This is a genomic window from Noviherbaspirillum malthae (assembly GCF_015352985.1).
GTDB classification, from domain to species: domain Bacteria; phylum Pseudomonadota; class Gammaproteobacteria; order Burkholderiales; family Burkholderiaceae_D; genus Noviherbaspirillum; species Noviherbaspirillum malthae.
In genome coordinates this window covers 1-26925 of sequence record NZ_JACYXF010000010.1, presented here as the reverse complement: position 1 = coordinate 26925, position 26925 = coordinate 1, and the positions used below count along the sequence as shown (strand labels likewise).

Genomic DNA, 26925 nt, shown 5'->3' with positions numbered 1-26925 from the left:
TGCTGTCACAGGCCGCCGACTTCATCAAATGAAAGCCGGCAGCAGCGCTTCAGTTACCGCGCATTGACTCCTTTGTTACTGCTCTGCGTACACATCGCCGGGACCTCGCGGCCGGCCGGCGCGTGCCCACGCCGCTTGCTCAAGCTCGTAATCGCTTGCGCAGTCGCTGTCGCAGAATTTGTGGTTCGGGGGAAGCGTCTCCTCGCAGAACCAGCAACTGCCCTTTGCAGGCAAGGTCGGTTGCCGCCGGCATGCCTCGATTGCCGCCATGCGGTTGCGTTCAATATTGTCATTTGCGACATCTGCTTCATCGCTCATCGGAGCCTCCTTGTCGATGTTATTATGCATTGCGTTGATCAAGAGCGGCATCGCGCCGCGTTGCAAGAAATATATCCAAGCCTGCGGGCAAGGAGAATCGGAATCGTCTGTCTTTGCAGGTAGGAAAAATCGTACTTGGATGTTTATTTGAAATTTCTCAAGCGAGGGAGGGGTGCTCGGGCACGATCAGGAGCCGGCCAGGAAGAGGGCGCTGGGTGCCGCCACCAGCATGGGCTCCACCCAGCGCCCTCCAGTATTTTTAAAGAAATACGCAAAAGGACTGGCGAAGAAATTGTCTTTGCGCTATGATGCGAGTCCTTCGCGGCTGTAGCTCAGCTGGATAGAGTACTTGGCTACGAACCAAGGGGTCGTGGGTTCGATTCCTGCCAGCCGCACCATATTTATGCAGCATCAAACGGGCGAGAGCGCAAGCTTCTCGCCCGTTTTCATTTCCCTGTATTGTTTCCCTGCCTGTATCGAACGGCAAGGCATCTGGGGATGGACGCCAGCGGTCTGTCATCCTCGGGTAGAATCCGCTCTGATTCTTCCTGTTTCCTTTCTCATCAGAAAAAACAATGCGTATCCTGCTCGTCGAGGACGATCAAATACTGGCCGATGCGCTGTTTCGGGCATTGGTGCAATCGGCATACGCGGTTGATCTCGTCGGCGATGGCCTGCAGGCTGACCATGCCTTGTCGGTTCACACCTACGATCTGGTGGTGCTCGATGTCGGCCTCCCCGGCATGAGCGGTTTCGACCTCGTGCGGCGCCTCCGCGGCCGCAAGTCGCAGGTGCCGGTGTTGATCCTCACCGCACTCGACGCGCTGGCGGACCGTGTCAAGGGGCTGGATCTGGGCGCCGATGACTATCTGACCAAACCATTCGATCTGCCCGAGCTTGAAGCGCGGGTGCGTGCGCTGCTGCGGCGCGGGCATGGCAAGCCCACCCCCGATCTCCATCACGGCCGGCTGAGGCTTGATTCAGGCGGGCGCCGTCTTTATTGCGACGACCAGCCTATCGAGCTCTCGGCACGCGAACTGGCCTTGTTCGAACTGCTGCTGATGCGGGAAGGGCGGGTAGTGAGCAAGGAGCACATGGTGAATCACCTGTACGGCTGGGGGGACGAAGTCGGACCCAATGCAATGGAAGTCTATGTCTACCGCGTACGCAAGAAGCTGGAGCCCTACGGCTGCCGCATACGCACCATACGCGGCATGGGTTATCTGCTGGAACGGACCGATGCGCCGGAATGATCCGGCGCTGCAGAGGAAACTGCTGGCCTGGCTGCTGAGCCCGCTGCTTGCCCTTCTGCTTCTCGACACGATCATTACCTACGCCACCTCGGCGGGCTTCTCGAACCAGGCTTATGACCGCGCGCTGCACGAAATTGCACGTGAAGTCTTCCTGCATGTGCAGCTTGACGGCGGCCAGGCTCGCATCGATATCTCGGCCGGTACGGAAAGGCTGCTGCTGACGGATCAGGACGACCGGCTCTTCTACAAGGTTTCATCCAGCGATGACCGGCTGATCGGCGGCGACGACGCCATCGCACCGCCAAGGAACGGCGTGCCGGGTAAGGACGGTGCCGTATTCTATGACGACGTCGTGCATGGCATGGAGGTCCGGATGGTGGCGGCGCGCATGGCGTATGCCGGCAACGGCGCGCCCGGCTGGATCCTGGTGCAGGTCGGCGAAACCCTCAACAAGCGGCAGCGTCTGGCGACGGAGATCCGTGCCAGCGTGCTCGTTCCGCAACTGCTCCTCATCGTTCTTGCCATCCTGGCGGTGTGCGTCGGCGTGCGCCAGGGACTGAAACCGCTGCAGATGCTGACGCGGGCGGTATCGAACCGCTCGCATCTGGACCTGAGCCCCATCGACGACCATGATGTGCCCGCGGAGGTGCGTCCACTGGTGGCGGAAGTGAACGGTCTGCTGCAGCGCCTGGATGCCACGCTGAATTTCCAGAACCGATTCATCGCCGATGCCGCGCACCAGCTCAAGACGCCCGTCGCCGGCATGAAGGCCCAAATCGAGCTGGCGCTGCGGGAAGCCGACAGCGGCAAGCTGCAGCATGCGGTCGCCCAGCTTTATGTCAGCGCCGATCGCCTGTCGCGGCTGGTCGGGCAATTGCTGTCGCTGGCGCGCAATGAACCGGGAGCCGTCGAGAATGTCAAGCTGCTGCCGCTCGATCTGCATGCGCTGGCGCTCGAGATCACGATGGAATGGGTGCCTGAAGCTCTCAAGCGCAACATCGATCTCGGCTTCGAAGGACATGGCGGGCGCGTCATGATCGACGGCGATACGCATCGCCTGCGGGAATTGATCAATAACCTGATCGACAACGCGGTGCGTTACAGTCAGGACGGCGGCAAGGTGACCGTCCATGTACTCAACGGCTCCCAGCCCACCCTGTCCATCAGCGACGACGGTCCGCGCATTCCCGTGGAAGAGCGTACGCGTATCTTCGAACGCTTCCACCGTCTGCTCGGTACGCAAGTCGATGGAAGCGGGCTGGGCCTGGCCATCGTCAGCGAGATAGCGACCGTGCATCATGCCCGCATCACCCTGGAAGAGGACAAGGACGGGGTCGGCAATGCCTTCACCGTCCTTTTCCCTGCTTCGGGAAGTCCGGACACGTCGGGCTCCATGTTGTAAGGCTGGCGAAAGGAATCAGACAGCGTGGCGTAAGGCATGCGAAAGGGAGGCGACAGCACGCTTCCGTATCCTTGACGGCAAGCGGAGACCAAGCCTTGGTCTCCAGGAAATCATCAAGGAGAAACCAATGTCCATGCTGGCTGCGCCGGAGTTCTGGCTTGCCCTGTCCCAGATCATTCTGATCAATATCGTGCTGAGCGGCGACAATGCCGTCGTCATTGCGCTCGCTTCGCGTTCACTTCCTGCGTCCCAGCAGAAGAAGGCCATCCTCTTCGGCAGCGTCGGCGCGATCGTCCTGCGTATCGTACTGACGTTTTTCGCCGTCTATCTGCTGTCGCTTCCCTACCTCAAGCTGGCAGGCGCCGCACTGCTGCTGTGGATCGGCATCAACCTGCTCAAGGGCGAGGATGACGAGGAAGAGATGGAAGGTCACTCGAACCTGGCGGCTGCGATCAAGACCATCATCATCGCCGACCTGGTCATGAGCCTCGACAACGTGATCGGCGTCGCTGCCGCCGCGAAAGGCAACGTCTTCCTGCTGGTCGTCGGACTCGGCGTCAGCATTCCGCTCATCATCTATGGCAGCACCATCATCCTCAAGCTGATGACGCGCTTCCCGATCATCATCACCGCCGGTGCGGCATTGCTCGGCTGGGTGGCAGGCGAAATGGCGTTCTCCGATCCGGCGATCGGCGGCTGGGCTGAATCACACCACAACCTCCATCTGGTGCCTCCCGTGCTCTGCGCACTGCTCGTGATTGCGGTCGGCAAATGGCAGCAGCGCCGGGCCGCGGCCAAGGAACCGCTGAACGAAGTCGGCTGAAGCGCCCCTGAAGCTCCTCGTTTCCAGGCACGGTCATGAAAGAATCGACATGAGAAAATTGCTCGTTCCCGTCAGCATTCACAGCCGGCCTGCTCAATTGTGCAGTGCGGTTACCGAAGCGATTGCCATCTATCACAGAGAGCAGTCCGTGCAGATTCATCTGCTGAGCGTGCAGACGCCGGTGTCGCAGCACGTCGCCGAATTCTTCGGCAGTGCCGAGCTCCGGCAGATTCATCGGGAGGCGGCCAGGGAGGAACTGGCACCTCTGGCAGCGGAGCTGCGCAAGGCCAATGTACCTTTTCTGACCCATATCGAGATCGGCCGCACCGCCGAAACCATCGTGCGTTTCGCCACCGAGATCAGGTGCGATCGCATCATCATGGGGCGGGCGCCGCAGGCCAGCGTCGCGGAGAGGCTGTTCGGCACGCTGGCAAGCGAAGTGCGCAACCTGCTTGGAAACGCGGAGAGCTGCCGGGTGATCGGCTCATAATCCGAGCACGGCAGCATCGAGTCAGCATGCGCGGAAAGTGTTTCCGCACGTCCCGAAAGGAGCCGGTCCAGCGACCGGCTTTTTTCATTCTTGTTTGTCTTTTTGCCTTTCATGCTCGGCGGAATCCGCAGGGCTGCTGTCTCGTACCGAATCACGTTGCGCAATCGCAATGCTTGCATCTGCGCGCTGGAACACTTTTTCCTTTCCGAAGCCTAATTTGCTGCAGTCTCCGCAATCCGTACATTGCAGCCGCGAGCTTTCCGATTCCTTACTTTAGCCTTGCATCTACCCCAGGTTCCTCTCCGTGTCCGACGACTCCGCCAATCCTGATATCAACATCAACCTCAGCACTGCGGTCGTGGTTGTGCTCAGCATTGCCGTGCTGTATGTCGGCCGCGATATCTTCGTGCCCTTTGCACTGGCCATCCTGCTGAGCTTCATGCTGGCGCCTCCTGTGGCCTGGATGCGGCGCGCGCGCATTCCACGCACGGCGGCCGTCGTCTTCGTGGTGAGCGGAGCCGTCGCCATGGTGGCCGGCGTTTCCGTGCTGATGGGCAGCCAGGTGGTGGCGCTGTCGGACAACCTGCCGACCTATCAGCAGACCATGCAAAAGAAAATACGCTCCATCCGGTCGGCTGCACCGGGAGGCGGCGCGATCGACCGCACCTCCGCGGTGATCCAGGCATTGGGAAAGGAATTGTCGGAAGTGGCCGGGACCACGCCGCGCGCCAAGGGCAGCGGGTCGGGCGCATCAAAGACGCAGCAGCCCATGCCGGTCCGCATCGAACCCGGTGAACAGCACCCGCTGGAGACGCTGCAAAGCGTTGCCGGATCGCTGATGGGCCCGGTCAGCACGGCAGGCCTGGTCATCGTTTTCATCTTCTTCGTGCTGCTGGCGCCCAGCGACTTGCGGGACCGCTTCATCCGGCTGGCCGGGACCGACCTGCACCGCACGACGGAAGCATTGAGCGAAGCCGCCAGCCGCGTCAGCCGCTACCTGCTGATGCAGCTGGTCGTGAACGCAACCTACGGCATACCGCTCGGCATCGGCCTGTACCTGATCGGCGTGCCCGGCGCGTTCCTGTGGGCGCTGCTGGCGACCCTGCTGCGCTTCATTCCCTATCTCGGCCCGGTCATCGCCGCGGTATTTCCCATGCTGCTGGCGTTTGCGGTCGACCCCGGCTGGAACATGCTGCTGTGGACCGGCGCACTGATCCTTGTACTGGAACTCGTCAGCAACAACGTCATCGAGCCCTGGCTTTATGGATCGAGCACGGGAATGACGCCGATGGCGGTCATTCTGTCCGCCATCTTCTGGACCTTGCTGTGGGGACCTGTCGGGCTGATCCTTGCAACGCCGCTGACCGTGTGCTTCGTGGTCATGGGGCGCTATGTTCCACAGCTGGCGTTCATCGATGTCCTCCTTGGCAGCGACCCGGTGCTGTCGGCGGAAGAGCGCATTTACCAGCGCCTGCTCGCCGGCAACGTCGAGGAAGCGATCGACATCGCCGAAGAGGAGGTCGCCGAGGATTCGCTGCTGTCGTTTTATGACAGGGTAGCCTTGCCTGCACTGAGGCTTGCGGAAAACGCGCGCGAACGAGGCGCCAGCAAGGAAGACCGCAAGCATGTCGCCGACGGCATCCGCGCGGTGGTTGCGGACCTGCACGACTACGAATCCCGTCGGCTGGAAGAGGAGGGGGGACAGGCCAACCAGTGGCTCGGAACGCCGGTCCTGTGCATCGCGGGCCGCGGCGAACTCGATCTTGCGGCGGCCGCGCTGCTGGTTCATGTGCTGGAAAGCAGCGGCATCGGGGCACGCGTTGTTCCGCCGTCCGCCATTAGCCTGGACAATATCGGCTCACTCGATCTTGCCGGTGTCGAGGTGGTCTGTCTTTCCTACCTCAATCCCACGCCCAAGGCGTATGCGCGTTTCGTCAGCCGACGCCTGAGGCCGCGTTCGCGCCGCCTGAAAATCGTGATCGGCGCGTGGAACCTCGCGGCAGAAGCCGGTACGCCCGAGAAGCTGGCTACGGAAGCAGGGGCGGACTCCACGGCAACCAGCCTTGAGGCAGCCGCACACATGATCGAAGAAATCGTCGGCCAGGCTACTGTTCCGGCAGCCGCGCCGCCGGTTCCGGTTCCTGCCGAAGAGGAGGCGAGGCTGCAGGCTCTGCAGGCAAGCGGCGCCCTCGATCCCGGCAACAGCGTCCATCTCGACCGGGTGGCGCATACGGTCGCCGAGGCCATGGACATGCCGATAGGCATGGTGTCGCTGATCGACGACAGCCTCCAATTATGGAAGGGGGCCTGGGGTCTGCCTGCGGAACTGGAAAAGTCGCGCCAGGGCACGCGAGAAACCTCGATATGCACGCATGTGGTAGCCGCCAATGCACCGCTCGTCGTCGAAGATACGGCACGCGATCCGCGTTTCGCGAAGAATCCCTTCCTGCGTGAAAACGAAATGCGCTTCTATGCCGGCGTGCCGCTGCGCACAATGTCCGGACAAGTGATCGGATCGCTCTGCGTCATTGACCTCAAACCGCGCACGCTCAGCCCCCGCGAACTCAAGCTCATGCAGGTGATCGCCGACGAATTGATGGCCGAACTTGCGAAGGGGCGAAGGTCTGTCCCGGATCCCGCCATGGAGAACGCGGAAGCCGGCAGCCTTCCGCTGCCATGATCGCCTATCTGTTTGAGCGCAAGCCGGCTGCCTGACTGACGTCGGGCTCCGCACGGAACCGACCGCATGGTGTGGCGGCTCTTGCATCCTTGATCAGGACGGACAGCTCACTTGCCGCCCATTCCGACAATGCGGTAAAGTTGCTTGTCACCAATAAAGAAGGCAATTTTACTTCTCCGCACGTATGCAATCCGCCCCGATCCCCGCTGACGAGCAGCAGCGGCTAGAAGCACTGCGCGCCTTGCTCATCCTCGACACTCCGCCGGAAGAACGCTTCGACCGCATCGTTGAATTCGCCGCAGCGGAATTCGACGTTCCGATCGCACTTATTTCGCTCATCGACGAAAATCGTCAATGGTTCAAGGCAAGGACCGGCCTCGGCGTATGCGAAACGCCCCGGGACATCTCTTTCTGCGGCCATGCGATCCATTGCGATAAAGTTCTTGTCGTGCCGGATGCGCGGGTTGACGAGCGCTTCGTCGATAACCCCTTGGTGCTCGGGGAGCCCTACATCCGCTTCTATGCAGGCGCCCCCTTGATCATGCCGGACGGGCAGGCGATCGGTACGCTCTGCCTGATCGATACCAGGGTTCGGCGCCTGGACGCCACCGACCTGTCCATTCTTTCTTCGCTGCGCGACCTTGCAGTGGCCGAGTTGCTGGCGCCGGGTGACATGCCTGAGGTCAGGGCATGAACGTGCAGCGCATCGCGGCCAAGGCGCAGAACATGACACTGCCGGCATCGGCGCCCCCAGCTTCCCTGATAGTTTCCATGCTGCTGGTGGAAAAGGACCCGCTGCTCAGGCGAACCGTTGCGCTGACCGCGCGCACGCTCGGCATCGCCCACATTCATGAGGCTGCCAGCCAGACATCCGCGTTCCGGATGCTCGCCGAACGCGCCTATCACGGCGCAGTCATCGCGCTCGACTTCGGCGAGCGCAGATATGCGCAGTACGATTTCAGCCTGCTTGACGAAATACGGACAAGCGCCGACCCCGTCATTCGGGACATGCCGATCGCCGTACTGGTGGACCGCTGCGATGCCCTTCTTCTGCAGGAGCTTCGGCATCGCCAGGTGACGCGCGTGATTCTCAAGCCGTTCCGCGCCCGCACCCTGCTCGACACCTTCTCGGAATTCCTGCCCAGACAACGCCAGGCGGGACAGGCATCCGCCGTCTGAATGCCGGATAACCGGATTACTGGGTCCAATCAGCGCCCGACGCTGTTGCCCGTCAAACCCCAGGCGTTTCCGCCGGACCGGCAGCAATTGCCGACGATGCCGGGATCTTGATCGAGCCGTCCGATCTCTCGTAGGTGCCGATCAGGCAGCCGCTGGCAATCGCATGTTCCTCGATGGCCTTGAGCACGCTTTCGCGGCCCGGCGTCTTCGGCAGATCCGCCCCCGCACTCAGCGCAAACACCTGGAATGCATAACGATGCACGCCGTGTCCGGGAGGCGGATCAGGCGGCAGCCAGCGCGTGCGCAGATAGGAATTGCGGCCGATATCGCCCTCCAGTTCAGCATCGTCCAATGCACCTTCCGGCAAATTGCCGTCTTTCGGCGGCAATGCGACGACGATCGCATGCACCAGAGGATGGGGCGTAGGTGCATCCGCATCTTCGACCAGCAGCACGACCGATCCGGTTTCCAAGGGAATGCCCGTCCATTCGACAGGCGGTGATGTGCCCGCGCCATCGGCCGTGTATTGCGCCGGTATGGCCTCGTGATCGCCGAAGGCAAGGCTGCTGACATTGATTGCCGCAGTTCCCTCGCGCAGGTCGATCAAGTTGAAGGCGATGCTGCCCAGACCCGCACGGCGGTCGTGCAGGGCCTGTCCTATCACGCTTGGCAATTTTTCGAGCATCCGTATCCTCCTGAATCGATGCGCCGGCCGTCAGCCGGCAAGTCCTATTCCCTGCTGATCGCCCTTGTTCCGCAGGGCGCCGCCGCTTTTGTGCTGGTACAGCACATCGACCATTTTTCGAGTAAAGGCGGGAATGTCGTCGGGTTTGCGGCTGCTGACCCAATTGCCGTCGACCACCACCTCCTGATCAAGCCATGTGCCGCCCGCATTGCTGATGTCGTCGCGCAGGGTCGGCCAGCTCGTCATCGTGCGGCCGTCGGTCAGGCCGGCGGAAACGAGAATCCATCCGCCGTGGCAGATCACGAAAACCGGCTTGCCGGCCTCGTCCATCTGCTGCACGAAGCGCTGCGCTTCGGGTATGACACGCAGTTCGTCGCCGTTGATGACACCGCCCGGAAGCAGTACTGCATCGAATTCGTCAGCATTTGCCTGACTGAAAGTGAGATCGACATCGAACTGGTCGCCCTTGTCGTGGTGGTTGTAGCCTTGCACCTTGCCAGGCTTCTGTGAAACGACCTGCGTTGATGCGCCATGTTTTTCCAGCGCGGATTTCGGTTCGGTGAATTCCACCTGCTCGAATCCCTCGGTCACAAGAATGGCTACGCGTGTTCCCTGCAGATTGACGTCGTTGCTTTCCATGGTTTTGCTCCAGTGCCGTTGTTGATTGCCGGATCGCATATCGATCCGGACTCGTTCGGTTTCCCGTATTGTCAAATGGAGTCGTTGAGGCTGGTCCTGTTCCCGGCTTTTGCCTGAAATGGCATGCACCGTGATTGCGCTCGAGCCGGCCGGTCTGTGCACAAAAATGGTAATGCCAAGCTCATGTCGTGAGGCAAGCGTGGCGAGAGGATGAGGCAGATGCTGCTGCAATTCTGCATCGCAGAACTGCAGCAGGTAGTGAAGAGGCTATCGCAGACTGGATGTAGTGCGATCGTGGCTGAAACAGCGTAGCTGAAACGCCGGAAACGGCGTTTCAGGCTGCTGCATCAGGCTTGGGGACGCGGTCGTGAATTCTTGATGTAGACCATGCGTGCTTTTGCTCGCCGGTCGCCAAGAATCTGCCGCAATTCATGAATGCTTGCACCAGTGCATTCCGACATCCAGAGAAGCAGGGAAGCTGCAATCGGCAGGCGGCGGCTACGAATCTTGCTGATGACGGAGTCGGCGACTTTCAGCTTTTTCGACAAAGCCTTGTCGCTGTTGATCCCAAGGCGGGTCAGCAAGGTATCAAGCAAGCGGTTGGGGTCATAATCAAGTGAAGCCGCGGAAAGAGTTTGAGTATTCATAGGTTGAACGAATCATTTTCGAATGAGCGATCAGGGCCGCATGACGCAGCTTGAACGCGACACTTAACATTTGAACGATGAATGCGGCGGGTGTGCCGCTATTCGTCCATTCGGCAACGTTTCGAAAATCGGAAAACCTGTTTCCGTGTCGAATGCTCGAAAGGAATTCCGCGCAGTGAAGGTTACTGGTTCACGTCGCGCGATTTTGATGCATTACTATCAACGTAAGCATTTTTTGGGCCAACGAAGTGACGCATGGGTGGACACCTTTTCGGTCGTCCGGGCAGCAGGTAGGTAATTCAACAAACGAGGAAAAATTTCACCTCTGAAGTATTCCTTGCCGGACTTATTGTTGCCAAGGGTTGCGGCCCTGTGCAACAGGATAGGTTTTGCGTCCGATCTGCTTGCCACGCAGCCAGGCAACCAGCCTGGCGATCCCGAAAGAGGTAACTGCCGCAATTGAAATCGTCAGGACAAGCACGCCGCCGATCATGATCAGCAGGGCAAAGGCAACCACTGCGGCAATACCGGCGCCGAGCAGTTTCAGCTGCCACCAGCGGCCGAGCATCGCCTGCAGGAAATGAGTTGCCTGCGGAGCGCCATCCTGTTGCGTGGCTCCATGCGAGCCGTGATGATAGCGACCGCCCTCATGGCGAGGTTGAGGTGGCTCAACGAGTTCCCATTCAGTCTTTTCGGACATGGCTTGCTCCATCAAGGAATTGGAAAGGCCTCAATGATAGACCGAAATCAGCTTATCGAAGAAGCGATGGAAAGGGACGATTTTCTTCGATAAAAACGAAGAATTTCAAATTGGCAAGCGGGCGGCCGAGATCGTGGAAGACATCGGCGTGCAATCTGAAAAAAGAAGATCTCGCGCTTGATTAATCGGCAAGCAGGGATTGACGCCGTGCAGTCGGTAAATTCAATGAGGTCTTGATCTCCGCCCAGTTGAAAGGCAAGGGCGCATATTGCTTGGCCGGCAACGCGGCGATCATGGACCGCAAGCGTTCTTCGCGCTCGGCTGAAGCCGGATGCGTGGCAAGCATGGACGGCATCATGCCGCTTTCCTTGCTGCTGAGCTTGGAAAAGAAGTCGGCCATCGGATGCGGAGCAATGCCGGCGTCGACCAGGCGGCGCAGGCCTTCGCGGTCCGCATCCGTTTCCGCGTCACGTGAAAACTTCAGCTCGGTCAGCTTGCCCGCCGCATTGCCCAGAGCGGTACCGGACCAGTCGCCGAGAACGAGCGAAAGCAGCACGCTGAGGCCCGCGGTCTTCATCAGGTTCTTCAGGCTGTGCCTCTGTTCGACATGCGCGACTTCGTGTGCAAGCACGCCCGCAAGTTCCTCTGCCTGTGCGGTCTGCGCAATCAAGCCTGCGTGAACCACGATGACGCCGCCGGGCGCGGCGAAGGCATTGATGTCCTTGCGGTCGGCGATGAACCAGCGATACCGGTAGGCAGAGCCGGCGGTCAGTCTTTTACCGATCGCCTGTACCGCTTCATACGCAGGGCCGCTGTCGATGAGTTTCATCTGCGCACGGGTTTGCGCAAGGACGAGATCACCGATGCGATCTTCGTAGTGCACGGGAATCTTTTCCGCGACCCAATCGACGAGATGGCCGATGTTGAGCAGAAAGGCGAGCAGTAATAGCAGGGGCAGGGAGATGACGGCGCCATAGACAGCGACCGCCGCGCTGAAGCGGCGCCCCATGCTGCGCCGCCTGCTCTGGGCGCCGGCGAATGCTTCCTTCATCGATTCCGGTGCGCCGGAAAGCAGGCGGGAAAAATCTTCCTCGGCCTCGACGAAAAAGTTATAGCTGCCATCCGCACCGTTCCACGACAGTTTGAGCTGGCGCAGGTTGAAGCCCGCCGCCTCCACCTGCAGGCTTGCACCATCGGCGTGATGGATTGCATCGCCCGCTTGTACTGCCAGCCTGGAACCTTCCCACCATGCATGCGCGGCGGCGCCGGCCTCGCTGACCCCGGCGCCGAAAAGCCTGCCATGGAACGCTGCGGGGTTCAATCGTCGTCGCCTCCCAGCAATCCGCCCAGGCCACCGCCGATTGCACCGGCGCCGAGCAGGGAACTGGTGCCGGACGAACCCGAGGCAGGCGCCGCCATCATCAGGCGGTTCGCCAGGCGCGACAGCGGAAGCGACTGCAGCCAGACCTTGCCCGGTCCGCGCAGCGTGGCGAAGAACAGGCCCTCGCCGCCGAAGATGGCGGACTTGATCTTGCCCACGAACTTGATGTCGAAGTCGACCTGGGGCTGGAAGGCCACCACGCAACCGGTGTCGACACGCAGCACTTCTCCCGGTGCAAGCGTCTTCTCGACCAGCGTGCCGCCGGCATGCACGAAAGCCCAGCCGTCGCCTTCCAGCTTCTGCATGATGAAGCCCTCGCCGCCGAACAGGCCGGCGCCGAGCCTGCGCTGCAGGGCGATGCCCAGCGATACGCCCTTGGCAGCGCAGAGGAAGGAATCCTTCTGGCAGAACAGCGAGCCGCCGATTTCGGCGAGATGGACGGGGACGATCTTGCCGGGATACGGCGCCGCGAATGCGACGCGGGCCTTGCGTCCGCCTTCATTGTGGAACACCGTGGTGAACAGCGACTCTCCGGTCAGCAGGCGCTTGCCGGCGCCGAGCAGTTTGCCGAACAGTCCTCCCTGCTGCGAACCGTCGCCGAAGACGGTATCCATTTCCACGCCGTCCTGCATGAACATCATCATGCCGGCTTCGCCGACCGCAGCCTCCCCCGGATCGAGCTCCACTTCGACGTACTGCATGTCCGAACCGAAGATTTCATAATCAATTTCATCCATTGCCATGGCATTCTCGCTTTCACAGGTAGATTGGATCAGGGGCGGGCGGATGCGGCAGCGCCCGGCGGCATTATAGTCGGCGCAAGCGCGCGCGGTCAGTCATGGGGCAGTGAGTTGGACACACGGTCAGGTATAGGCCAGCAGGCGTCCGCAGGCAATGACACTGATCCAGAGCGCCATCGACAGCCCGGCATGCAGCCGCGCCAGCGTCGGAGCGCTCACCAGGGTATTCCATTCATCGACAGTGCGGTATATGCCTTTATGGAACACAGCTGCATTAATGCCGGCCGCCGCAATCAGCAGCAGCTTGAACTGGAATACGCGGTTGGAAATGAAGTCTCCTGGATGCGCCGAAAACATCATCAGGCCCGCAGGCACCACGAAGAACAGGCCCATGACCGACCAGCGCAGCAGATGCCGGGCCATCGACGTGACCGGAAGGTTGCGTGACAGCCCCAGCAGGCGCAGGTCGAACATGAAGACGGCGCCGGCCAGGAACACGAAGCCGACGATATGGAATATTTCAACGATGGGATACATCCACAGGCTGGAGCGCATGGCGCTGCCGAGTGCCGATGCCTCCAGCCAGCCGAAACTACCGCCCATGGACTGCATCAGCGCAGCTCCGTGGTCTTGTCGCCGATGGTAATGCGCTCGGCCCGCAGTTCGTCGGGCTTGTTGCGATTGGGGTAGCCGTAGACGGTCGCCTTGCCGCCCGGGTTGAGCATGTCCTTCTGCAAGCCCCGGTTTTCCATGCGTGTGGGCGGCGCCAGGACGACGTGCCAGGTCTTGTCCGCGGTCTTGAGCTGTACGAAGCCGTGCGGGTGCGAATAGCCCGATTCCTGGATCGTGCCCGTGAGCTGCAGGGGTTTGTCGGCATCGTACTCGCTCCAGCCATGGTGGGCCAGGGCGCTGGTGGCGACGAACATTGCGGCGACGGCGAGCTGTTTCATGTTCATGTCCTCAAGGTTGATTCCGGCCGTGACGCCGGGAGGTGATCGTGCGAAATCCTGCAAAAGGGAAGACTTGGATTCCGAATATACCGCGCCGTGCCGGCGATGGTGATGCGTCCGAAGAGAACCCAGGCCGCTGCAGTTTGACGTGAATCAAGCAGGCATCCGGCGCTGCGCCTACTTTGAAAAGACCAGCCGCCGCCGCGTCTCGACCGGCTGCGCCACATGATCCAGCGGCAACACATGGGTCTGCTTGATGCGCTTCAAGGCGATATTGGACTTCACGTTCACGACGCTGGGCAGGCGCAGCAGGCGCTTCATCATGAATTCGGAGAAGGAAGCCAGATCCGGTGTCACGACCCGCAGTACATAGTCGGCCTCACCGCTGACGGAAAGGCATTCCAGCACTTCCGGCATGTCCGCCACCGCACGCTCGAAGGCATCGCCCTGGGCTTCGCCATGACGTCCGAGCGTTACTGAAGTGAAAGCCGTAACGCCAAGCCCGACCACGTCGAGGTCGAGGATGGCCGCGTAATGGCTGATGACCTTGGTATCTTCCAGCCGCTGGATGCGGCGGCTGACCTGCGAGGTGGACAGATGAATCTTCTCGCCCAGCATGCTGTTGGTCAGCTTGCCGTCGCGCTGCAGTTCCGCCAGCAGCTCAAGGTCGTGCCTGTCTACGTTTACCAATGACATATTTTCCCTTGTTTTCGAAGAAAAATGAATAAAGCGTGCATGTAAAGTCCAATATACCGCAAATAACGCGCACATATTGCATGGGTCGCGCACTAAAATCTTTGCATGCCGATTTGATCAGGAAGTGGTCAAATGATGACGATTCCGCTTGATGCCGACACGCCTCTTTGTGCAGCCGACGGGCGGGTGCGGAAGCGGCATGCATGCATTTCTTGCCATCCATATTTAACGGGAATACACCATGTCCGATATCTTTGAAAATCCGATGGGCCTCATGGGCTTCGAATTCGTCGAGTTCGCATCGCCGACACCCGGCGTGCTCGAGCCGGTCTTCGAAGCGCTGGGCTTTGCCAAGGTTGCCAAGCACCGCTCGAAGGACGTTGTTCTTTACCGTCAGGGCGGCATCAACTTCATCGTCAACAACGAGCCGAAGAGCATCGCTTCCTATTTTGCCGCCGAGCATGGCCCGTCCGCCTGCGGCATGGCCTTCCGCGTGCGCGATGCGCACAAGGCCTATGACCGCGCGCTCGAACTCGGCGCACAGCCGATCGACATTCCGACCGGTCCGATGGAGCTGCGCCTGCCGGCCATCAAGGGTATCGGCGGCATGCCGATTTATTTGATCGACCGCTTCGAAGATGGAAAATCCATCTACGACATCGACTTCGAATTCATCGAAGGCGTGGACCGCAACCCCCAGGGTGCGGGCCTGAAGATCATCGATCACCTGACCCACAACGTCTACCGCGGCCGCATGAGCTTCTGGGCCGGCTTCTACGAGAAGCTGTTCAACTTCCGTGAAATCCGCTACTTCGACATCAGCGGCGAATACACCGGCCTGACCTCCAAGGCAATGACCGCGCCAGACGGCATGATCCGCATTCCGCTCAACGAGGAATCGAAGAAGGGCGGCGGCCAGATCGAGGAATTCCTGATGCAGTTCAACGGCGAGGGAATCCAGCACATCGCCCTGCTGACCGACGACCTGCGCGAGACGCTGGACCAGTTGAAGATGGCCGGCGTGTCCTTCGTGCCGGCGCCTCCCGAGACTTATTACGAGATGCTCGACGAGCGTTTGCCCGGCCATGGCGAGGAAGTGACTTCGCTCAAGACACGCGGCATCCTCGTCGACGGCAACACGAAGGGCGGCGACAAGCGCCTGCTGCTGCAAATCTTCTCGCAGCCGGTGTTCGGCCCGGTGTTCTTCGAGTTCATCCAGCGCAAGGGTGACGACGGCTTCGGCGAAGGCAACTTCAAGGCGCTGTTCGAATCGATGGAACGCGACCAGGTCCGCCGCGGCGTGCTGCAGACCGCCTGATACCGCCCCTTACCGGCCATGATCCCGTGTCCGCCATGTCGAAACAGCTTCGATATGGCGGACACGCCGTTTCAGCGAACCGGCATGGTCCGTGGTATACAAGCGGTTTCCACCGGCCCCAAGCGCCGTCTTATGCAATTTTCCTAGCGAGGCAAGAGTGTTTCAGCACGTTGATGTCTACCCCGGCGATCCGATCCTGACCCTGAACGAAAGTTTTGCGGATGATCCGCGCCCGAACAAGGTCAATCTCAGCATCGGTGTCTTCCTGGATGATTCCCGCCGCCTGCCCATCATGGGCGCGGTGCTGGAGGCGGAAACCGCCATCCTCAAGCAGATCGGCGTGCGGCCCTACCTGCCGATGGAGGGGGCGCCGAACTACCGAAAGGCGGCACAGCTGCTGGTGTTCGGCGAAGACAGCCCGGCGGTGCTGGAAAAGCGCATCGCCACCGTGCAGACCATCGGCGGCTCCGGCGCGCTCAAGGTCGGCGCGGACTTCCTGAAAACGTATTTCGGCAAGGCGCAAGTCTGGGTCTGCGATCCGACCTGGGACAATCACCGCAGCATCTTTTCGGGCGCAGGTTTCCAGGTGAATGCCTACCCGTACTACAGCCCGGCGACGCAGGGCGTCGATTTCGAGGCGATGAAGGCTGCGCTGCAAAAGGTGCCTGAAGGCGACATCGTGCTGCTGCATGCCTGCTGCCACAATCCCACCGGCGCCGATCTGACCGAGCAGCAATGGCGAGAGCTGGTACCGATTTTCCGCGAACGTCGCCTGCTTCCCTTCTTCGACATTGCCTACCAGGGCTTTGGAGAAGGCATCGCGGAGGACGCGTTCGCCATCCGTCATTTCACGTCCGAAGGCATGGTGTCGCTGACGGCCAGTTCCTTTTCGAAGAATTTCTCGCTGTATGGCGAGCGCTGCGGCTCGCTCAACGTGGTCTGTCCCGACAGCACGCAGGCAGAGAATGTGCTCGGCCAGCTGAAGGCCGCGGTGCGCCGCAATTACTCCAGCCCGCCCACGCACGGCGCGCGCATCGTCGCCATGGTGCTGCAGGACATGCGCGGCTTGTGGGAGGATGAACTCGGCGCCATGCGCGGCCGCATCCTGGCGATGCGCTCCGGCCTGTACAGCGCGCTGCATGCGCTGCGTCCGGACCGCAATTTCGATTACCTGCTCAAGCAGAAGGGCATGTTCAGCTATACCGGGTTGTCGCAGGACCAGGTGCGCCGCCTGCGCGAGGAATTCGGCGTTTATCTCATCGGCTCGGGCCGCATGTGCATGGCGGCGCTGACGCAGGACACGATTGCTCCGGTGGCCGAGGCGATCGCCAAGGTTCTCGACTGAACAGCATTGACAGTAGGAGTTCACATGGAAAAGTTTGACGACGCCGCGCGCGCAAAAGCGCTGGCCACACTGCCCGAATGGAAGCATGACGCCGGCCGCGATGCCATCAGCCGCGAATTCGTGTTCGCGGATTTCACCGAAGCCTTCGCCTTCATGAGCCAGATCGCCATCGTCGCAGAGAAGCGCAATCATCATCCGGAATGGTTCAACGTCTACAACAAGGTGGCGATCACGCTGACCACGCATGACGCAAATGGCCTGACGCAGCGCGATGCCGACCTGGCGGCCTATGCCGATGCGGCATTTGCACGCTTCGCACGCTGATCGAGTGAAAACAATGAAAGGAGCTTTGCATGACTACCAGTAACCGGACCGTGATGATTACAGGCGCCAGCGGCAATCTCGGCCGCGCGGTAGCGGAGACGTTTGCTTCGCAAGGCGCCAACCTGGTGCTGGTCGACCTCGATCGTGCCCGCCTGGAACAGGCCTACGGCGCGGACCATCCGCAGCAGCTGCTGGCGCCGGCAAACCTTCTCGACAAGGACCAGCTCGCGGGTGCGGTTGCTGCGGCGGTGGAACGCTTCAAGGGCATCGACGTGCTGTGCAACGTCGCCGGCGGTTTCCGCATGGGTTCGCCGGTGCACGAGACGTCCGATCGGGACTGGGACTTCCTGCTCGATATCAATGCGCGCAGCATGCTCAATACCGTGCGCGCGGTGGTTCCTCTGATGCTGAAAGCCGGGGGAGGGAAGGTGGTCAGCATCGCCGCCAACTCGGCGCAGAAGGGCGTCGCCCAGATGGGCGCCTATTGTGCAAGCAAGGATGTGGTGATCCGCCTGACCGAGTCGATGGCGGCCGAACTGCGCGACAGCAATATCAACGTCAACTGCGTGATGCCGAGCATCATCGATACGCCGGAGAACCGCGCTGCGATGCCGGGTGCGGATGCGTCGCGCTGGGTGACTCCGGGTGCGCTGGCGGATGTGATTGCGTTTCTCGCTTCCGATGCGGCGCGTGCGGTGCATGGGGCGGCGCTGCCGGTGGTTGGCAGAAGCTGAGGTAACTTCTCTTTTGAGTATGGGCGAGGCCTTGGCGATCTCCCTCACCCTCCGCCCTCTCCCGCCCGCAGGAGAGGAACTCTTTCTCTCCGAGCTTACTGCTGGATGATTACCGCTCCCGGCGCACTCTCGGCTGGATATAAGGGCGGTATCGCGACTGCTCGACCTTCATTCGCATAACCGGGAACAGCCACGGGCGCGCCAGGCAGAGCCGCGCCTGGCATGACGTTCTCCGGCGGTGTCTGCCCGCCGTTTCTCGCCTGATCGATGATGCGCTGCATTTCATCGAAATGCATGTCCGGCACGTCTTCGGGTATGGGGTCCGGCGCTGCCGGCGGATGCGACGGAGCCGCCGGTGCAGCCGGCTTCGGTCGCGGCGGCCGCACGGGTGCCTCAGGCTGCGGCTTGCTCCAGCCGAAGGAGCCGAACCAGCCGGACACGCTTGCCCACATCCTCGAGAAGAATGATTCCGGAGCCGTCGGGAAGCGGGCGCCGTTATCGATCAGGCGCGCCTGCAGCGCCTGCCTCACCACATCACCCACCATCGGCAGGGCCGTCTGCGCTCCCTGGCCCCAATAGCTGCTGCGCATGGCGAGCCGCGCATCGTTGAAGCCTACCCAGGACCCCGCCACCAACCGCGGATGCATCAGGATGAACCAGCCGTCGGTATTGTTCTGCGTGGTGCCTGTCTTGCCCGCTACATCGCTGTTGATTCCGTACTGGCTGCGTATGGCGCGGCCCGTACCTTGGCTAATGACGCCGCGCAGCATGTCGGTCAGGTCCTGCGCCGTATGCGCCGACATCACGCGGTCGGGTTCGCTGGTGAAGGTTTCCAGCACCTTGCCATGCTTGTCGAGAATGCGGCTTACCAGTATCGGCTTGCGAAGCTCTCCGCCGCTCGCGATCGTGCCGTAGGCGGTCGCCATTTCCAGCAGCGATACCGGACTGGTACCGAGCGACAGCGCGGGGACTTCATCGAGCCTGCTCTGGCTCACGCCCAGCCTGCGCGCAAACGCGGCCACCTTGGCGGGGCCGACTTCCTGCATCACCTGCGCGGTGATCGTGTTCTTCGAATAGGCCAGCCCCTCGCGCAGCGTCATTTCCTTGCCGCTGACACCCGATGCATTGCCCGGCCGCCAGACGCTGCCGTTCTTCAATTCGATTTCCACTTCCCGGTCAACAAACTTGCGGGTGGGTTCCATGCCCTTTTCAAGCGCTGCGCCGTAGACGAAGGCCTTGAAGGTCGAGCCCGGCTGGCGCTTCGCCTGCGCGACGTGGTCGAACTGGTCGACCGCATAGTCGCGGCTGCCGACCCAGGCTTTTACATGCCCGGTGCTCGGGTCGAGTGCAATGAAGCCGGTTTCAAGGCGAGTTTTTTCGGCACGCAGGCCGTTCATGAATGCCGTATCCTTCTTCAGCTGGGCAAGCGCCTGTTCCGGCGTCGTGCCGCCGGCCAGCAGGGCGCGGTATGCCGAGGTCTCGCGCACGAAGGCATCCGCCTGCGCTCCCTGCGTGCGCCACCAGTGTCCCCAGGGCTGCACCTGGCGGCGCATGCCGCGGTAGGCTGGTGCGTAGGTAGAGATCAGCGCCGGCGACGAAACGCCCCATTCCACATCGGCCACCGCCTGCAGCGCATCCATGCGCCGCTCGATGGCCTGGGCTGCAAAGGCTTGCAGCCGCGAATCCACGGTGGAAACCACTACCAGGCCGTCGGAATACAGGTTGTAATCGTTGCGGTCGGCCCAGTCAACCAGCCATTTGCGCACATGGGCCGCCAGATGCGGCGCCCGTCCAACCGGTTCCGGCTGGCGTTCGAAGTCCAGACGCATCGGCCGGTTTTTCAGAATGTCGAATTCCGCCTTGGACAGCACGCCGCGCTTGAGCATCTGCGACAGCACCACGTTGCGCCGCTTGACTGCACGTTCGCCGTTGAGGACCGGGTTGTAGTAGCTCGTACCCTTGAGCATGCCGATCAGCGTGGCGCTTTCCAGCACGTTGAGCTTCGCCGCGGGCTTGTCGAAATAGGTGCGCGCGCCCATCTCGATGCCGAAAGCGTTGTACAGGAAGGGCATCGTGTTGAGATAGGTGAGCAGGATCTCGTCCTTCGAGTAGGCATACTCGATCTTGAGGGCGGTGATCAGTTCCTTCAACTTGCGGTTGATGCTGCGCTTGCGGCCGATTTCCTCCGGGTAGAGGTTGCGCGCCAGCTGCTGCGTCAGCGTCGAGCCGCCTTCCGGGTCGCCTTGCAGCGTGCGCAGGATGCCTGCCGCAGTGCGCTTGAGGTCGACGCCGTGATGTTCGTAGAAGCGGTGGTCTTCGGTGGCAATCAGGGCCTTGATCACATGCGGGGAAATCTCGTTCAGTTCCACCCATTCCCGATTCAATCGCTTGAAAACCGCCAGTTCCTTGCCATCCTCCGACATCAGCACGCTAGGCGACTCGGCTTTGGCCTTGCGCAGGTCGGCGATGCTGGGCGTGAAGGGAATCAGCAGGATGGTGTACGCGATCAGTCCTGCACATGCGAGCGCGGCGCTTGAGGCCATCGCCTTTACCAGTGCCGCAAGCCGCGTGGTCCATGGCTGGCGGGAATCGATGACCGTCTTGAAATATCCGATGAAGTTCAGGTACAGCCGCGTGAGGCGGGCTCGAAGCAGGCGTTCCTGCGGCTTGATTTCTGCTTCCAAAATGACTTCCTGCTGGTTTGGTTACGGGCATGCGGCCCGGCGATGCCGAACCATGCGGCTTGCCCCGCCGAAACGTGATTATACGAAGTCATTCCCGATTGAAACAGAAGAAGGCGCTCTGCAGAAGCGCCTGTTCTGCAAAATCACGCTGCCGAAGCGGCAACTCTTTCGGTACCAGTCTCAAGCACCAGCGAAGCCATGCCTTCCGCGATCTCCCGTTCGCCCATGATGGTATGCGTTGCACCGTGCTTTTCGAGATGCAGCATTTCCGCGCTGGAATGCGCGCGCGCGACCACTTCGACATGCGGGTTGAGCTTGCGCGCATGTTCGATGATCTGGCCGGCTTCCAGGATCTGCGGGATCGCGATCAGCAGCCAGCGGGCGTCCGCCGCATGCGCCGCTTCCAGCATGCCGGGCGCAGCGGCATTGCCGTACAGCGCAGGAATGCCGTCCGCCCGCAGCGCCTTCACGACTTCGGGCTGGTCTTCGATGACGACGAAGGGCCGTTGCTGTTCCGTCAATGCGGCGGCGATCAAATGCCCGACCCGGCCGAAACCGACCAGAACGACATGGTCGCGCATGGCCGGCCACGGGTTGTCTTCGGTGCCTGCCGGAGAGGCTGCGGAACCGTCGACAGGGCCTTCGCGACGCTTGAGCTGCGGGGTCATGCGGTCCAGCAGGCCGAACAGCAGCGGATTGAGGAGAATCGACAGGATGGCGCCGGCCAGGATGAGGTCGCGGCCTGTCTTGGACAGCAGTTCCAGCGACATGCCCAGCGTGGCGAGAATGAAGGAAAACTCGCCGATCTGCGCCAGGCTTACCGAAATGGTCAGCGCGGTGCGCATGGGATGGCCGAAGAGACGCACGATGGCCGCGGCGGCCAGCGACTTGCCGACCACGATCACGAACACGGTGGCAAACACCAGCAGCGGCTCACGCACGAGGATGAAGGGGTCGAACAGCATGCCGACCGAGACGAAGAACAGCACGGCGAACGCGTCCCGCAGGGGCAGCGACTCTTCGGCAGCGCGGTGGCTGAGCTCCGATTCGCTCAGGATCATGCCGGCGAAGAAGGCGCCGAGCGCAAATGACACGCCGAAGCCATAGGCCGCGCCGAGCGCGAAACCGAGCGCAATCGCCAGCACGCCGAGACGGAACAGTTCGCGGTTGCCGGTGCTGGCGATCCGCTCCAGGATCCAGGGAATCAGGCGGCGGCCGACCACGAGCATGACGGCGACGAAGGCAGCAACCTTGCCGAGCGTGGCCGCCAGGGTCATCATCAGCTGCTGCGTCGTGAGGGATTCGCCCTTGCCGCCGAGCAGGCCGCTCAATGCGGGAATGAGCACCAGGGCCAGCACCATCGCGATATCCTCGACGATCAGCCAGCCCACCGCGATCTGTCCGCGCTTGGTTTCCACCAGCCTTCGTTCCTGCAATGCGGTCAGAAGCACCACGGTACTCGCTACCGACAGGGCCAAGCCGAAAATCACGCCTTCGCCGATCGGCCAGCCGATGGCCCATGCCAGCCCCACGCCCATCAGGGTCGCCAGCGCAATCTGCGCGATGGCGCCGGGAATCGCAATGCCTTTCACCGCCAGCAGGTCGTCCAGCGAAAAATGCAGGCCCACGCCGAACATCAGCAGGATCACCCCGATTTCCGCCAATTCTCCGGCCAGGTCCAGATCGCCGACGAAGCCCGGCGTAAACGGACCGATCGCGATGCCGGCCACCAGGTAGCCTACCAGCGGCGGCAGGCGCAGGCGGTTGGCAACGGCGCCGAAAATGAAGGCAAGCACGAGGCCGGCGACGATGGTGGAAATTAGCGGTGTGTGATGTGGCATGAGTCAGCCGATTCCTTTCAGTGCCAGAGATGGAGCGGAAAATGATGAATTGATTGCCTGCACCGGGAAGTGCAGGTAGACCAGGAAAGCAGACAGGTATTGCCGGCAGGTTAGCCTATTTTAAAGGTAAAAGCCGATTGTTTCCTGTCTGCCACGCTGGAACGGGGCAGACACGCTGGAATGGTGAAGCGCCTCCCGCCGCAGCGGCGGGCTGATATTCAGGCTTCGGTAGCAGGAGATGCGTTCTGGGCCGGGCTGCCGGTCGCGGCGGACTGTTCGGACATTGCGGCTGGTGCGGCGGAAACGGCAGGCGCATCCGGCGCTGTTACCGGATAGGCAACGTCAAAGGCCTCGTCGAAGGTCTTGTAGGTCATGCCGTTGGCGGTGAAGCCACCCTGCGACTCGGGGCGCGCTTCCAGCTGGGCCTTCATGCGCAAATGGCGGTCCGCCGCCGGCTGCAGCAGGCTGACCAGGTTTTCCAGTTCAGCAATGCGCTGGATATGCACTTGAAGTGCCGACGCCGAGTTTTCGGCTTCCGCCTGGCTGCGGCGTGCCTGTTCGGCGAGTTCCGCATTGTGTGTCCGCAGTTCCGTTATCGACTGCGCCGCTTTCGCTACCAGCGCCACCAGATCGTCCAGCGCCGCGCCATGGTTGACGGTCTGCTGTTGTGTTTCTTCCATTGTCAGTCCAAATAATTGCTACATGGAACGTTTAGTCGTGAAGACGGCGTTTCAGTTCCTTTGCCGTCGTTCGACTTCGCAGTTCCGAAACGGTTTGCGATTATTGCAGCTTCCGGCATGCGGTGTGAGCGCGCACCATGCCGCTTTTTATCGAAGCCGCGTATTTTGACAGGAAGGCAAGCATTTTTCTAATAATAGTTGCCTGCAACGGAGACTTTTTGAAGCGCGCGTTTGCGGGTGTTGCCATGCAAGGCGGAGATGAGCTGATGCCGGTCCTGCTGGAAGGGAGAGAGGTGTTTCGTTGATATCTGGCCGGGCAGCAAGATGCAAGTATTCAGTACCCGCATCTTGCTGCCCTGCGATGGCTCATTTCAGGATGAAATCGGCAAGCGCGATCAATCGACCTTGCCGATTTTCTGCACCACATCCTTCATCTTGCTGGCATCGCTGTTCAGGTATTGCTGGAATTCCGGAGCGTCCATGTACATGATGGGGCTGCCCGCGGTCAGGATCACGTTTTTCACCGCCGGATCTTCCGCCACCTTGCGCGCGACTTCGCGCAATTTCGCAATCACCGGCTCGGGCGTATTGGCTGGAGCAAACAAACCCGACCACTGCGCGTACTCGATCGGATAACCGGCTTCCTTCAGGCTGGGCACGCCCGGCAGGGATGTCAGCGGGCCGGTGCCCCAGTGCGCCAGGGCGCGCAGCTTCCCGGACTTGATATGCTGAACCACGCTGGCCGGACCGGTCGCCACCGCATCGACCTGACCGCTCAGCAGACCGAGCACGGCGGGCGCGGCGCCGGTGTACGGAATATGCAGGATGCGCAGATTGGCATTGGCCTTCAGCATCTCCATCGGCACATGCATCGTTCCGTAGTTGCCCGATGAGCTGTACGAGTATCCGCCCGGCTTGCTGCGTACGCCGGCGACGAATTCATTGAGCGTCTTCCACGGGCTGTCGGCACGCACCACGAGCACGGTCGGATCGGCAGTGAAGCGCGCGATCGGCTTGAGCTGGGACATCTGGAACAGGGACTGCCGGCCGACGATCTTGTCCGCTTCGGGGATGGTGGTCATCGACGACAGCGACATCAGCAGCGTATAGCCGTCAGGCGCCGCCCGCGCCACCTGGCCGATGCCGATGCCGCCTCCCGCGCCCGGCTTGTTCTCGACCACGACCGGCTGTTTCAGCTCTTTCGACATGGCCTGCGCCACCGGGCGCGCCACGGTATCGGCCACGCCGCCGGGCGGGAAGGGCACCACCATGGTGATGGTCTTGGCCGGCCATGCGTCGTCGGCATTGGCCAGCAGGGGCAGGGCTGACAGGATCAGTCCGGCAATGCCCAGGCTTGCCCTGCGCAATTGTTGGTTCATCTTGGTCTCCTCGATGTATCTCTTCGTTCTTGAATTGAGCCCGGCCGGCTTTATTGTCGGATGGCGCGAGGCCGGGCGTATCTGCTGGCTTATTCGACGCGGTTGGTCAGCGTGCCAATCTTGTCGATCGAGATTTTCATCACGTCGCCCGGCTTGAGGAATTTGGGCGGCTTGAAGCCGATGCCCACGCCCGCCGGCGTACCGGTCGCAATCACGTCGCCCGGCTGCAGGGCCATGCCTGCGGATATGGTTTCGATGATGGTGGGGATATCGAAAATCAGGTCGCGCGTATTGGCGTCCTGGCGCAGTTCGTCGTTGATCCAGCAGCGCACGCCGAGATTGGTGCTATCGACTTCATCCGCCGTCACGATCCACGGTCCCATCGGGCAGAACGTGTCCATGGATTTGCCGAGAAACCACTGGCGGTGTTTCTGCTGCAGATCGCGTGCCGTCACGTCGTTGACGATGGTGTATCCCCAAACATGCTTGAGCGCGTCGGCTTTCTTGATGCCGCGTCCCGCCTTGCCGATGACGACCGCCAGCTCAGCTTCATAGTCGAGTTGCGTGGTGATGTCGGAAAAGCTGAGAACGGCATCGCCGTCGGCGACTACCGTGGACGGCGCCTTGGTGAACACCACCGGGAATTCGGGCGCTGTCTCGCCCTTGGCGGCCGAGGTATCGAATCCCGACTGGCTGAATTCCTTGGCGTGCTCGTGATAGTTCTTGCCGACGCAGAAGACATTGCGGCGCGGCGCGGGAATGGGCGCGAGCAATCTGGCGTCCGCAAGCGGCTTCCATGCATCGGGACTGATGGCGCTCGACTGGATTGACGGAGCAGAGGCAATGAAAGCCGTCATGTCGCCGGAGAAACCGGGAACCAGGTGCTTGACCTCGCAATATTTTTTTCCATCCTCGGAAACCGCGACAACGGATGCACCGCTTCCGGTGGCTAATGTGCCAAAACGCATGTCTATCTCTCTATCCTGATAATTGGTTGAAATTGGTTTTAAAGATAACCAATAGATGGCAAGTTAACATGCGGTTCGGCAGAGTGTCAATGCTCATAGCAGCCCGGAAGACAATAGACAGGCGCGTCGAAATTAAAACCAATTTCAACCATTTACGGATACACTGTCGCAAACTTATCCATCGTTACCCACATGAACATTTCCCCCGACCCAGCCTTCATGCTCAAGGAAGCTTTGCTGACCAAGCTGCGCAAGCAGCAGTGGAGAGCCGGAGAGCAACTGCCTGCGGAGCGTCTGCTCGGCGAACAATATGGCGTCACCCGGGCCACGGTCAGGCGCGTCCTGCAGGAACTGAAGGAACTGGGATTGATCCGGCAGGCGGTCGGCAGCGGCACTTTCGTCGCCGACGATTTTATCGACCGGCTGCCCGCGCAGGACTCGCCTTCGCCGGTCAACATCAGCCCTGCCGAATTGATGGATGCCCGGCTGATCTTCGAGCCGGGCCTGATCGATCTGGTGGTGCGCAACGGCACCGCGGCCGATTTCGCCGACCTGGAAATGTGTTGCCGCCAGGCCGAGGAAGCGGAAACACTGGAGCAGTTCGAATACTGGGACGGCGCTTTCCACAAGCGCATCGCCGAAGCGTCGCGCAACAATTTCCTGATCCGGGTTTTCGAGCTGATGAACGAAGTCCGCGAATGCGCCGAATGGGGCATTCTCAAGAAAAAAAGCGTGAGCCCGGAGCGGCGCAAAATCTACCAGGACGAGCATCGTGCGCTGACCAATGCACTGAAAATGCGCGACGCCGATCTCGCGAAGCAGGTATTGCTCGGGCACCTGGTGAACGTGCGGAGAAATATGCTGAACTACTAGCTGCTGAAGGCGTTTGCAGACCTTGATCAGAGACATGCCGATGAACCACGAATATGAAGCCGCCTCTAATACTACAGTTGTATGTCATGCCGCCCTCGCTCGGCGCAGGCAGTGATAGAAATGGGCGACGGCCTGATGATGTCGTCGCCATAGCGACCAGTGAATCACTGTCCTCACATCAGGCAGATACCGCCAT

General features: G+C 61.1%; 28 protein-coding genes and 1 tRNA gene. 14 read left to right on the top strand and 15 right to left on the bottom strand.

Annotated features, from left to right (window positions below; genetic code table 11):
- Positions 1–75: 75 nt before the first annotated feature.
- Entirely contained in the window at positions 76–384 is a 309-nt protein-coding gene (locus IGW03_RS14990; RefSeq protein ID WP_194723372.1) for a hypothetical protein, read from the bottom strand.
- Between the two features lie 255 nt (positions 385–639).
- Here IGW03_RS14990 and IGW03_RS14985 point away from each other — a divergent pair.
- The 8 genes from IGW03_RS14985 to IGW03_RS14950 all read left to right on the top strand — a co-directional run bounded on the left by IGW03_RS14985 (position 640) and on the right by IGW03_RS14950 (position 8145).
- Positions 640–716 (top strand) — tRNA-Arg (locus tag IGW03_RS14985).
- A gap of 177 nt (positions 717–893) precedes the next feature.
- On the top strand, positions 894–1571 hold the full coding sequence (locus IGW03_RS14980) for a response regulator (protein ID WP_194723371.1): 678 nt from the start codon (positions 894–896) through the stop codon (positions 1569–1571).
- Positions 1558–2973, top strand: coding sequence for a sensor histidine kinase (locus tag IGW03_RS14975; protein WP_194723370.1), 1416 nt, complete (start codon positions 1558–1560; stop codon positions 2971–2973). The genes IGW03_RS14980 and IGW03_RS14975 overlap by 14 nt, the downstream gene beginning before the upstream one ends.
- A gap of 127 nt (positions 2974–3100) precedes the next feature.
- Positions 3101–3796: a TerC family protein gene (locus IGW03_RS14970; protein WP_194723369.1), complete on the top strand. Its 696-nt coding sequence runs from the start codon at positions 3101–3103 to the stop codon at positions 3794–3796.
- Between the two features lie 49 nt (positions 3797–3845).
- A complete protein-coding gene (locus IGW03_RS14965) occupies positions 3846–4286 on the top strand; it encodes a universal stress protein (RefSeq protein WP_194723368.1) in 441 nt (146 codons plus the stop codon).
- Between the two features lie 304 nt (positions 4287–4590).
- Positions 4591–6966: an AI-2E family transporter gene (locus tag IGW03_RS38900; protein WP_323744978.1), complete on the top strand. Its 2376-nt coding sequence runs from the start codon at positions 4591–4593 to the stop codon at positions 6964–6966.
- Between the two features lie 184 nt (positions 6967–7150).
- Positions 7151–7660, top strand: a complete 510-nt coding sequence (locus tag IGW03_RS14955; protein ID WP_194723367.1) for a GAF domain-containing protein — start codon at positions 7151–7153, stop codon at positions 7658–7660.
- Entirely contained in the window at positions 7657–8145 is a 489-nt protein-coding gene (locus IGW03_RS14950; protein ID WP_228535559.1) for a response regulator, read from the top strand. Before IGW03_RS14955 ends, IGW03_RS14950 begins: the two co-directional genes overlap by 4 nt.
- Before the next feature lie 52 nt (positions 8146–8197).
- Here the strand turns inward: IGW03_RS14950 and IGW03_RS14945 are convergent, their stop codons facing one another.
- The 9 genes from IGW03_RS14945 to IGW03_RS14905 all read right to left on the bottom strand — a co-directional run bounded on the left by IGW03_RS14945 (position 8198) and on the right by IGW03_RS14905 (position 14583).
- On the bottom strand, positions 8198–8830 hold the full coding sequence (locus IGW03_RS14945; RefSeq protein WP_194723366.1) for a YbhB/YbcL family Raf kinase inhibitor-like protein: 633 nt from the start codon (positions 8828–8830) through the stop codon (positions 8198–8200).
- Between the two features lie 30 nt (positions 8831–8860).
- Positions 8861–9469 carry a type 1 glutamine amidotransferase domain-containing protein gene (locus tag IGW03_RS14940; RefSeq protein WP_194723365.1) on the bottom strand — a complete coding sequence of 203 codons (609 nt, stop codon included), beginning with the start codon at positions 9467–9469 and terminating at the stop codon, positions 8861–8863.
- Between the two features lie 347 nt (positions 9470–9816).
- Complete coding sequence (locus IGW03_RS14935) at positions 9817–10116, bottom strand: hypothetical protein (RefSeq protein WP_194723364.1); 300 nt, start codon at positions 10114–10116, stop codon at positions 9817–9819.
- Between the two features lie 346 nt (positions 10117–10462).
- Positions 10463–10828: a hypothetical protein gene (locus IGW03_RS14930; protein WP_194723363.1), complete on the bottom strand. Its 366-nt coding sequence runs from the start codon at positions 10826–10828 to the stop codon at positions 10463–10465.
- 169 nt (positions 10829–10997) lie between these two features.
- Positions 10998–12137, bottom strand: coding sequence for a M48 family metallopeptidase (locus IGW03_RS14925; protein WP_194723362.1), 1140 nt, complete (start codon positions 12135–12137; stop codon positions 10998–11000).
- Positions 12134–12940, bottom strand: coding sequence for a TIGR00266 family protein (locus IGW03_RS14920; RefSeq protein ID WP_194723361.1), 807 nt, complete (start codon positions 12938–12940; stop codon positions 12134–12136). The genes IGW03_RS14925 and IGW03_RS14920 overlap by 4 nt, the downstream gene beginning before the upstream one ends.
- A 120-nt stretch (positions 12941–13060) precedes the next feature.
- Positions 13061–13549 (bottom strand): DUF6644 family protein, encoded by a 489-nt coding sequence (locus IGW03_RS14915; protein WP_194723360.1) that lies wholly within the window; start codon positions 13547–13549, stop codon positions 13061–13063.
- Positions 13549–13893 carry a DUF6152 family protein gene (locus IGW03_RS14910; protein ID WP_228535557.1) on the bottom strand — a complete coding sequence of 115 codons (345 nt, stop codon included), beginning with the start codon at positions 13891–13893 and terminating at the stop codon, positions 13549–13551. The genes IGW03_RS14915 and IGW03_RS14910 overlap by 1 nt, the downstream gene beginning before the upstream one ends.
- A 171-nt stretch (positions 13894–14064) precedes the next feature.
- Positions 14065–14583, bottom strand: coding sequence for an Lrp/AsnC family transcriptional regulator (locus IGW03_RS14905; RefSeq protein WP_194723359.1), 519 nt, complete (start codon positions 14581–14583; stop codon positions 14065–14067).
- 241 nt (positions 14584–14824) lie between these two features.
- Here IGW03_RS14905 and hppD point away from each other — a divergent pair, with 241 nt between their 5' ends.
- From hppD to IGW03_RS14885, 4 genes are all read left to right on the top strand, one after another.
- A complete protein-coding gene (hppD, locus tag IGW03_RS14900; protein WP_194723358.1) occupies positions 14825–15901 on the top strand; it encodes a 4-hydroxyphenylpyruvate dioxygenase in 1077 nt (358 codons plus the stop codon).
- A gap of 157 nt (positions 15902–16058) precedes the next feature.
- Positions 16059–17246, top strand: coding sequence for an amino acid aminotransferase (locus IGW03_RS14895; protein WP_194723357.1), 1188 nt, complete (start codon positions 16059–16061; stop codon positions 17244–17246).
- 24 nt (positions 17247–17270) lie between these two features.
- Positions 17271–17570, top strand: a complete 300-nt coding sequence (locus tag IGW03_RS14890; RefSeq protein ID WP_194723356.1) for a 4a-hydroxytetrahydrobiopterin dehydratase — start codon at positions 17271–17273, stop codon at positions 17568–17570.
- A gap of 29 nt (positions 17571–17599) precedes the next feature.
- Positions 17600–18304, top strand: coding sequence for an SDR family oxidoreductase (locus tag IGW03_RS14885; protein ID WP_194723355.1), 705 nt, complete (start codon positions 17600–17602; stop codon positions 18302–18304).
- 95 nt (positions 18305–18399) lie between these two features.
- Here IGW03_RS14885 and IGW03_RS14880 read toward each other — a convergent pair whose 3' ends face one another.
- The 3 genes from IGW03_RS14880 to IGW03_RS14870 all read right to left on the bottom strand — a co-directional run bounded on the left by IGW03_RS14880 (position 18400) and on the right by IGW03_RS14870 (position 23509).
- Complete coding sequence (locus IGW03_RS14880) at positions 18400–20847, bottom strand: penicillin-binding protein 1A (protein WP_194723472.1); 2448 nt, start codon at positions 20845–20847, stop codon at positions 18400–18402.
- Positions 20848–21131: 284 nt separating this feature from the next.
- Positions 21132–22829, bottom strand: a complete 1698-nt coding sequence (gene ybaL, locus IGW03_RS14875) for a YbaL family putative K(+) efflux transporter (RefSeq protein ID WP_194723354.1) — start codon at positions 22827–22829, stop codon at positions 21132–21134.
- Positions 22830–23047: 218 nt separating this feature from the next.
- Positions 23048–23509 carry a hypothetical protein gene (locus tag IGW03_RS14870; protein ID WP_194723353.1) on the bottom strand — a complete coding sequence of 154 codons (462 nt, stop codon included), beginning with the start codon at positions 23507–23509 and terminating at the stop codon, positions 23048–23050.
- 137 nt (positions 23510–23646) lie between these two features.
- On the opposite strand from IGW03_RS14870, the gene IGW03_RS14865 reads away from it, so the two are divergent.
- Positions 23647–23814, top strand: coding sequence for a hypothetical protein (locus IGW03_RS14865; protein ID WP_194723352.1), 168 nt, complete (start codon positions 23647–23649; stop codon positions 23812–23814).
- 90 nt (positions 23815–23904) lie between these two features.
- Here the strand turns inward: IGW03_RS14865 and IGW03_RS14860 are convergent, their stop codons facing one another.
- Both IGW03_RS14860 and IGW03_RS14855 read right to left on the bottom strand, forming a co-directional pair.
- Positions 23905–24888: a Bug family tripartite tricarboxylate transporter substrate binding protein gene (locus tag IGW03_RS14860; protein WP_194723351.1), complete on the bottom strand. Its 984-nt coding sequence runs from the start codon at positions 24886–24888 to the stop codon at positions 23905–23907.
- Positions 24889–24977: 89 nt separating this feature from the next.
- Positions 24978–25856 (bottom strand): fumarylacetoacetate hydrolase family protein, encoded by an 879-nt coding sequence (locus tag IGW03_RS14855; protein WP_194723350.1) that lies wholly within the window; start codon positions 25854–25856, stop codon positions 24978–24980.
- A 192-nt stretch (positions 25857–26048) separates the two neighbouring features.
- Between IGW03_RS14855 and IGW03_RS14850 the strand changes: the two genes are divergently transcribed.
- Complete coding sequence (locus IGW03_RS14850) at positions 26049–26729, top strand: FadR/GntR family transcriptional regulator (RefSeq protein WP_194723349.1); 681 nt, start codon at positions 26049–26051, stop codon at positions 26727–26729.
- The last annotated feature ends 196 nt before the right edge of the window (positions 26730–26925 follow it).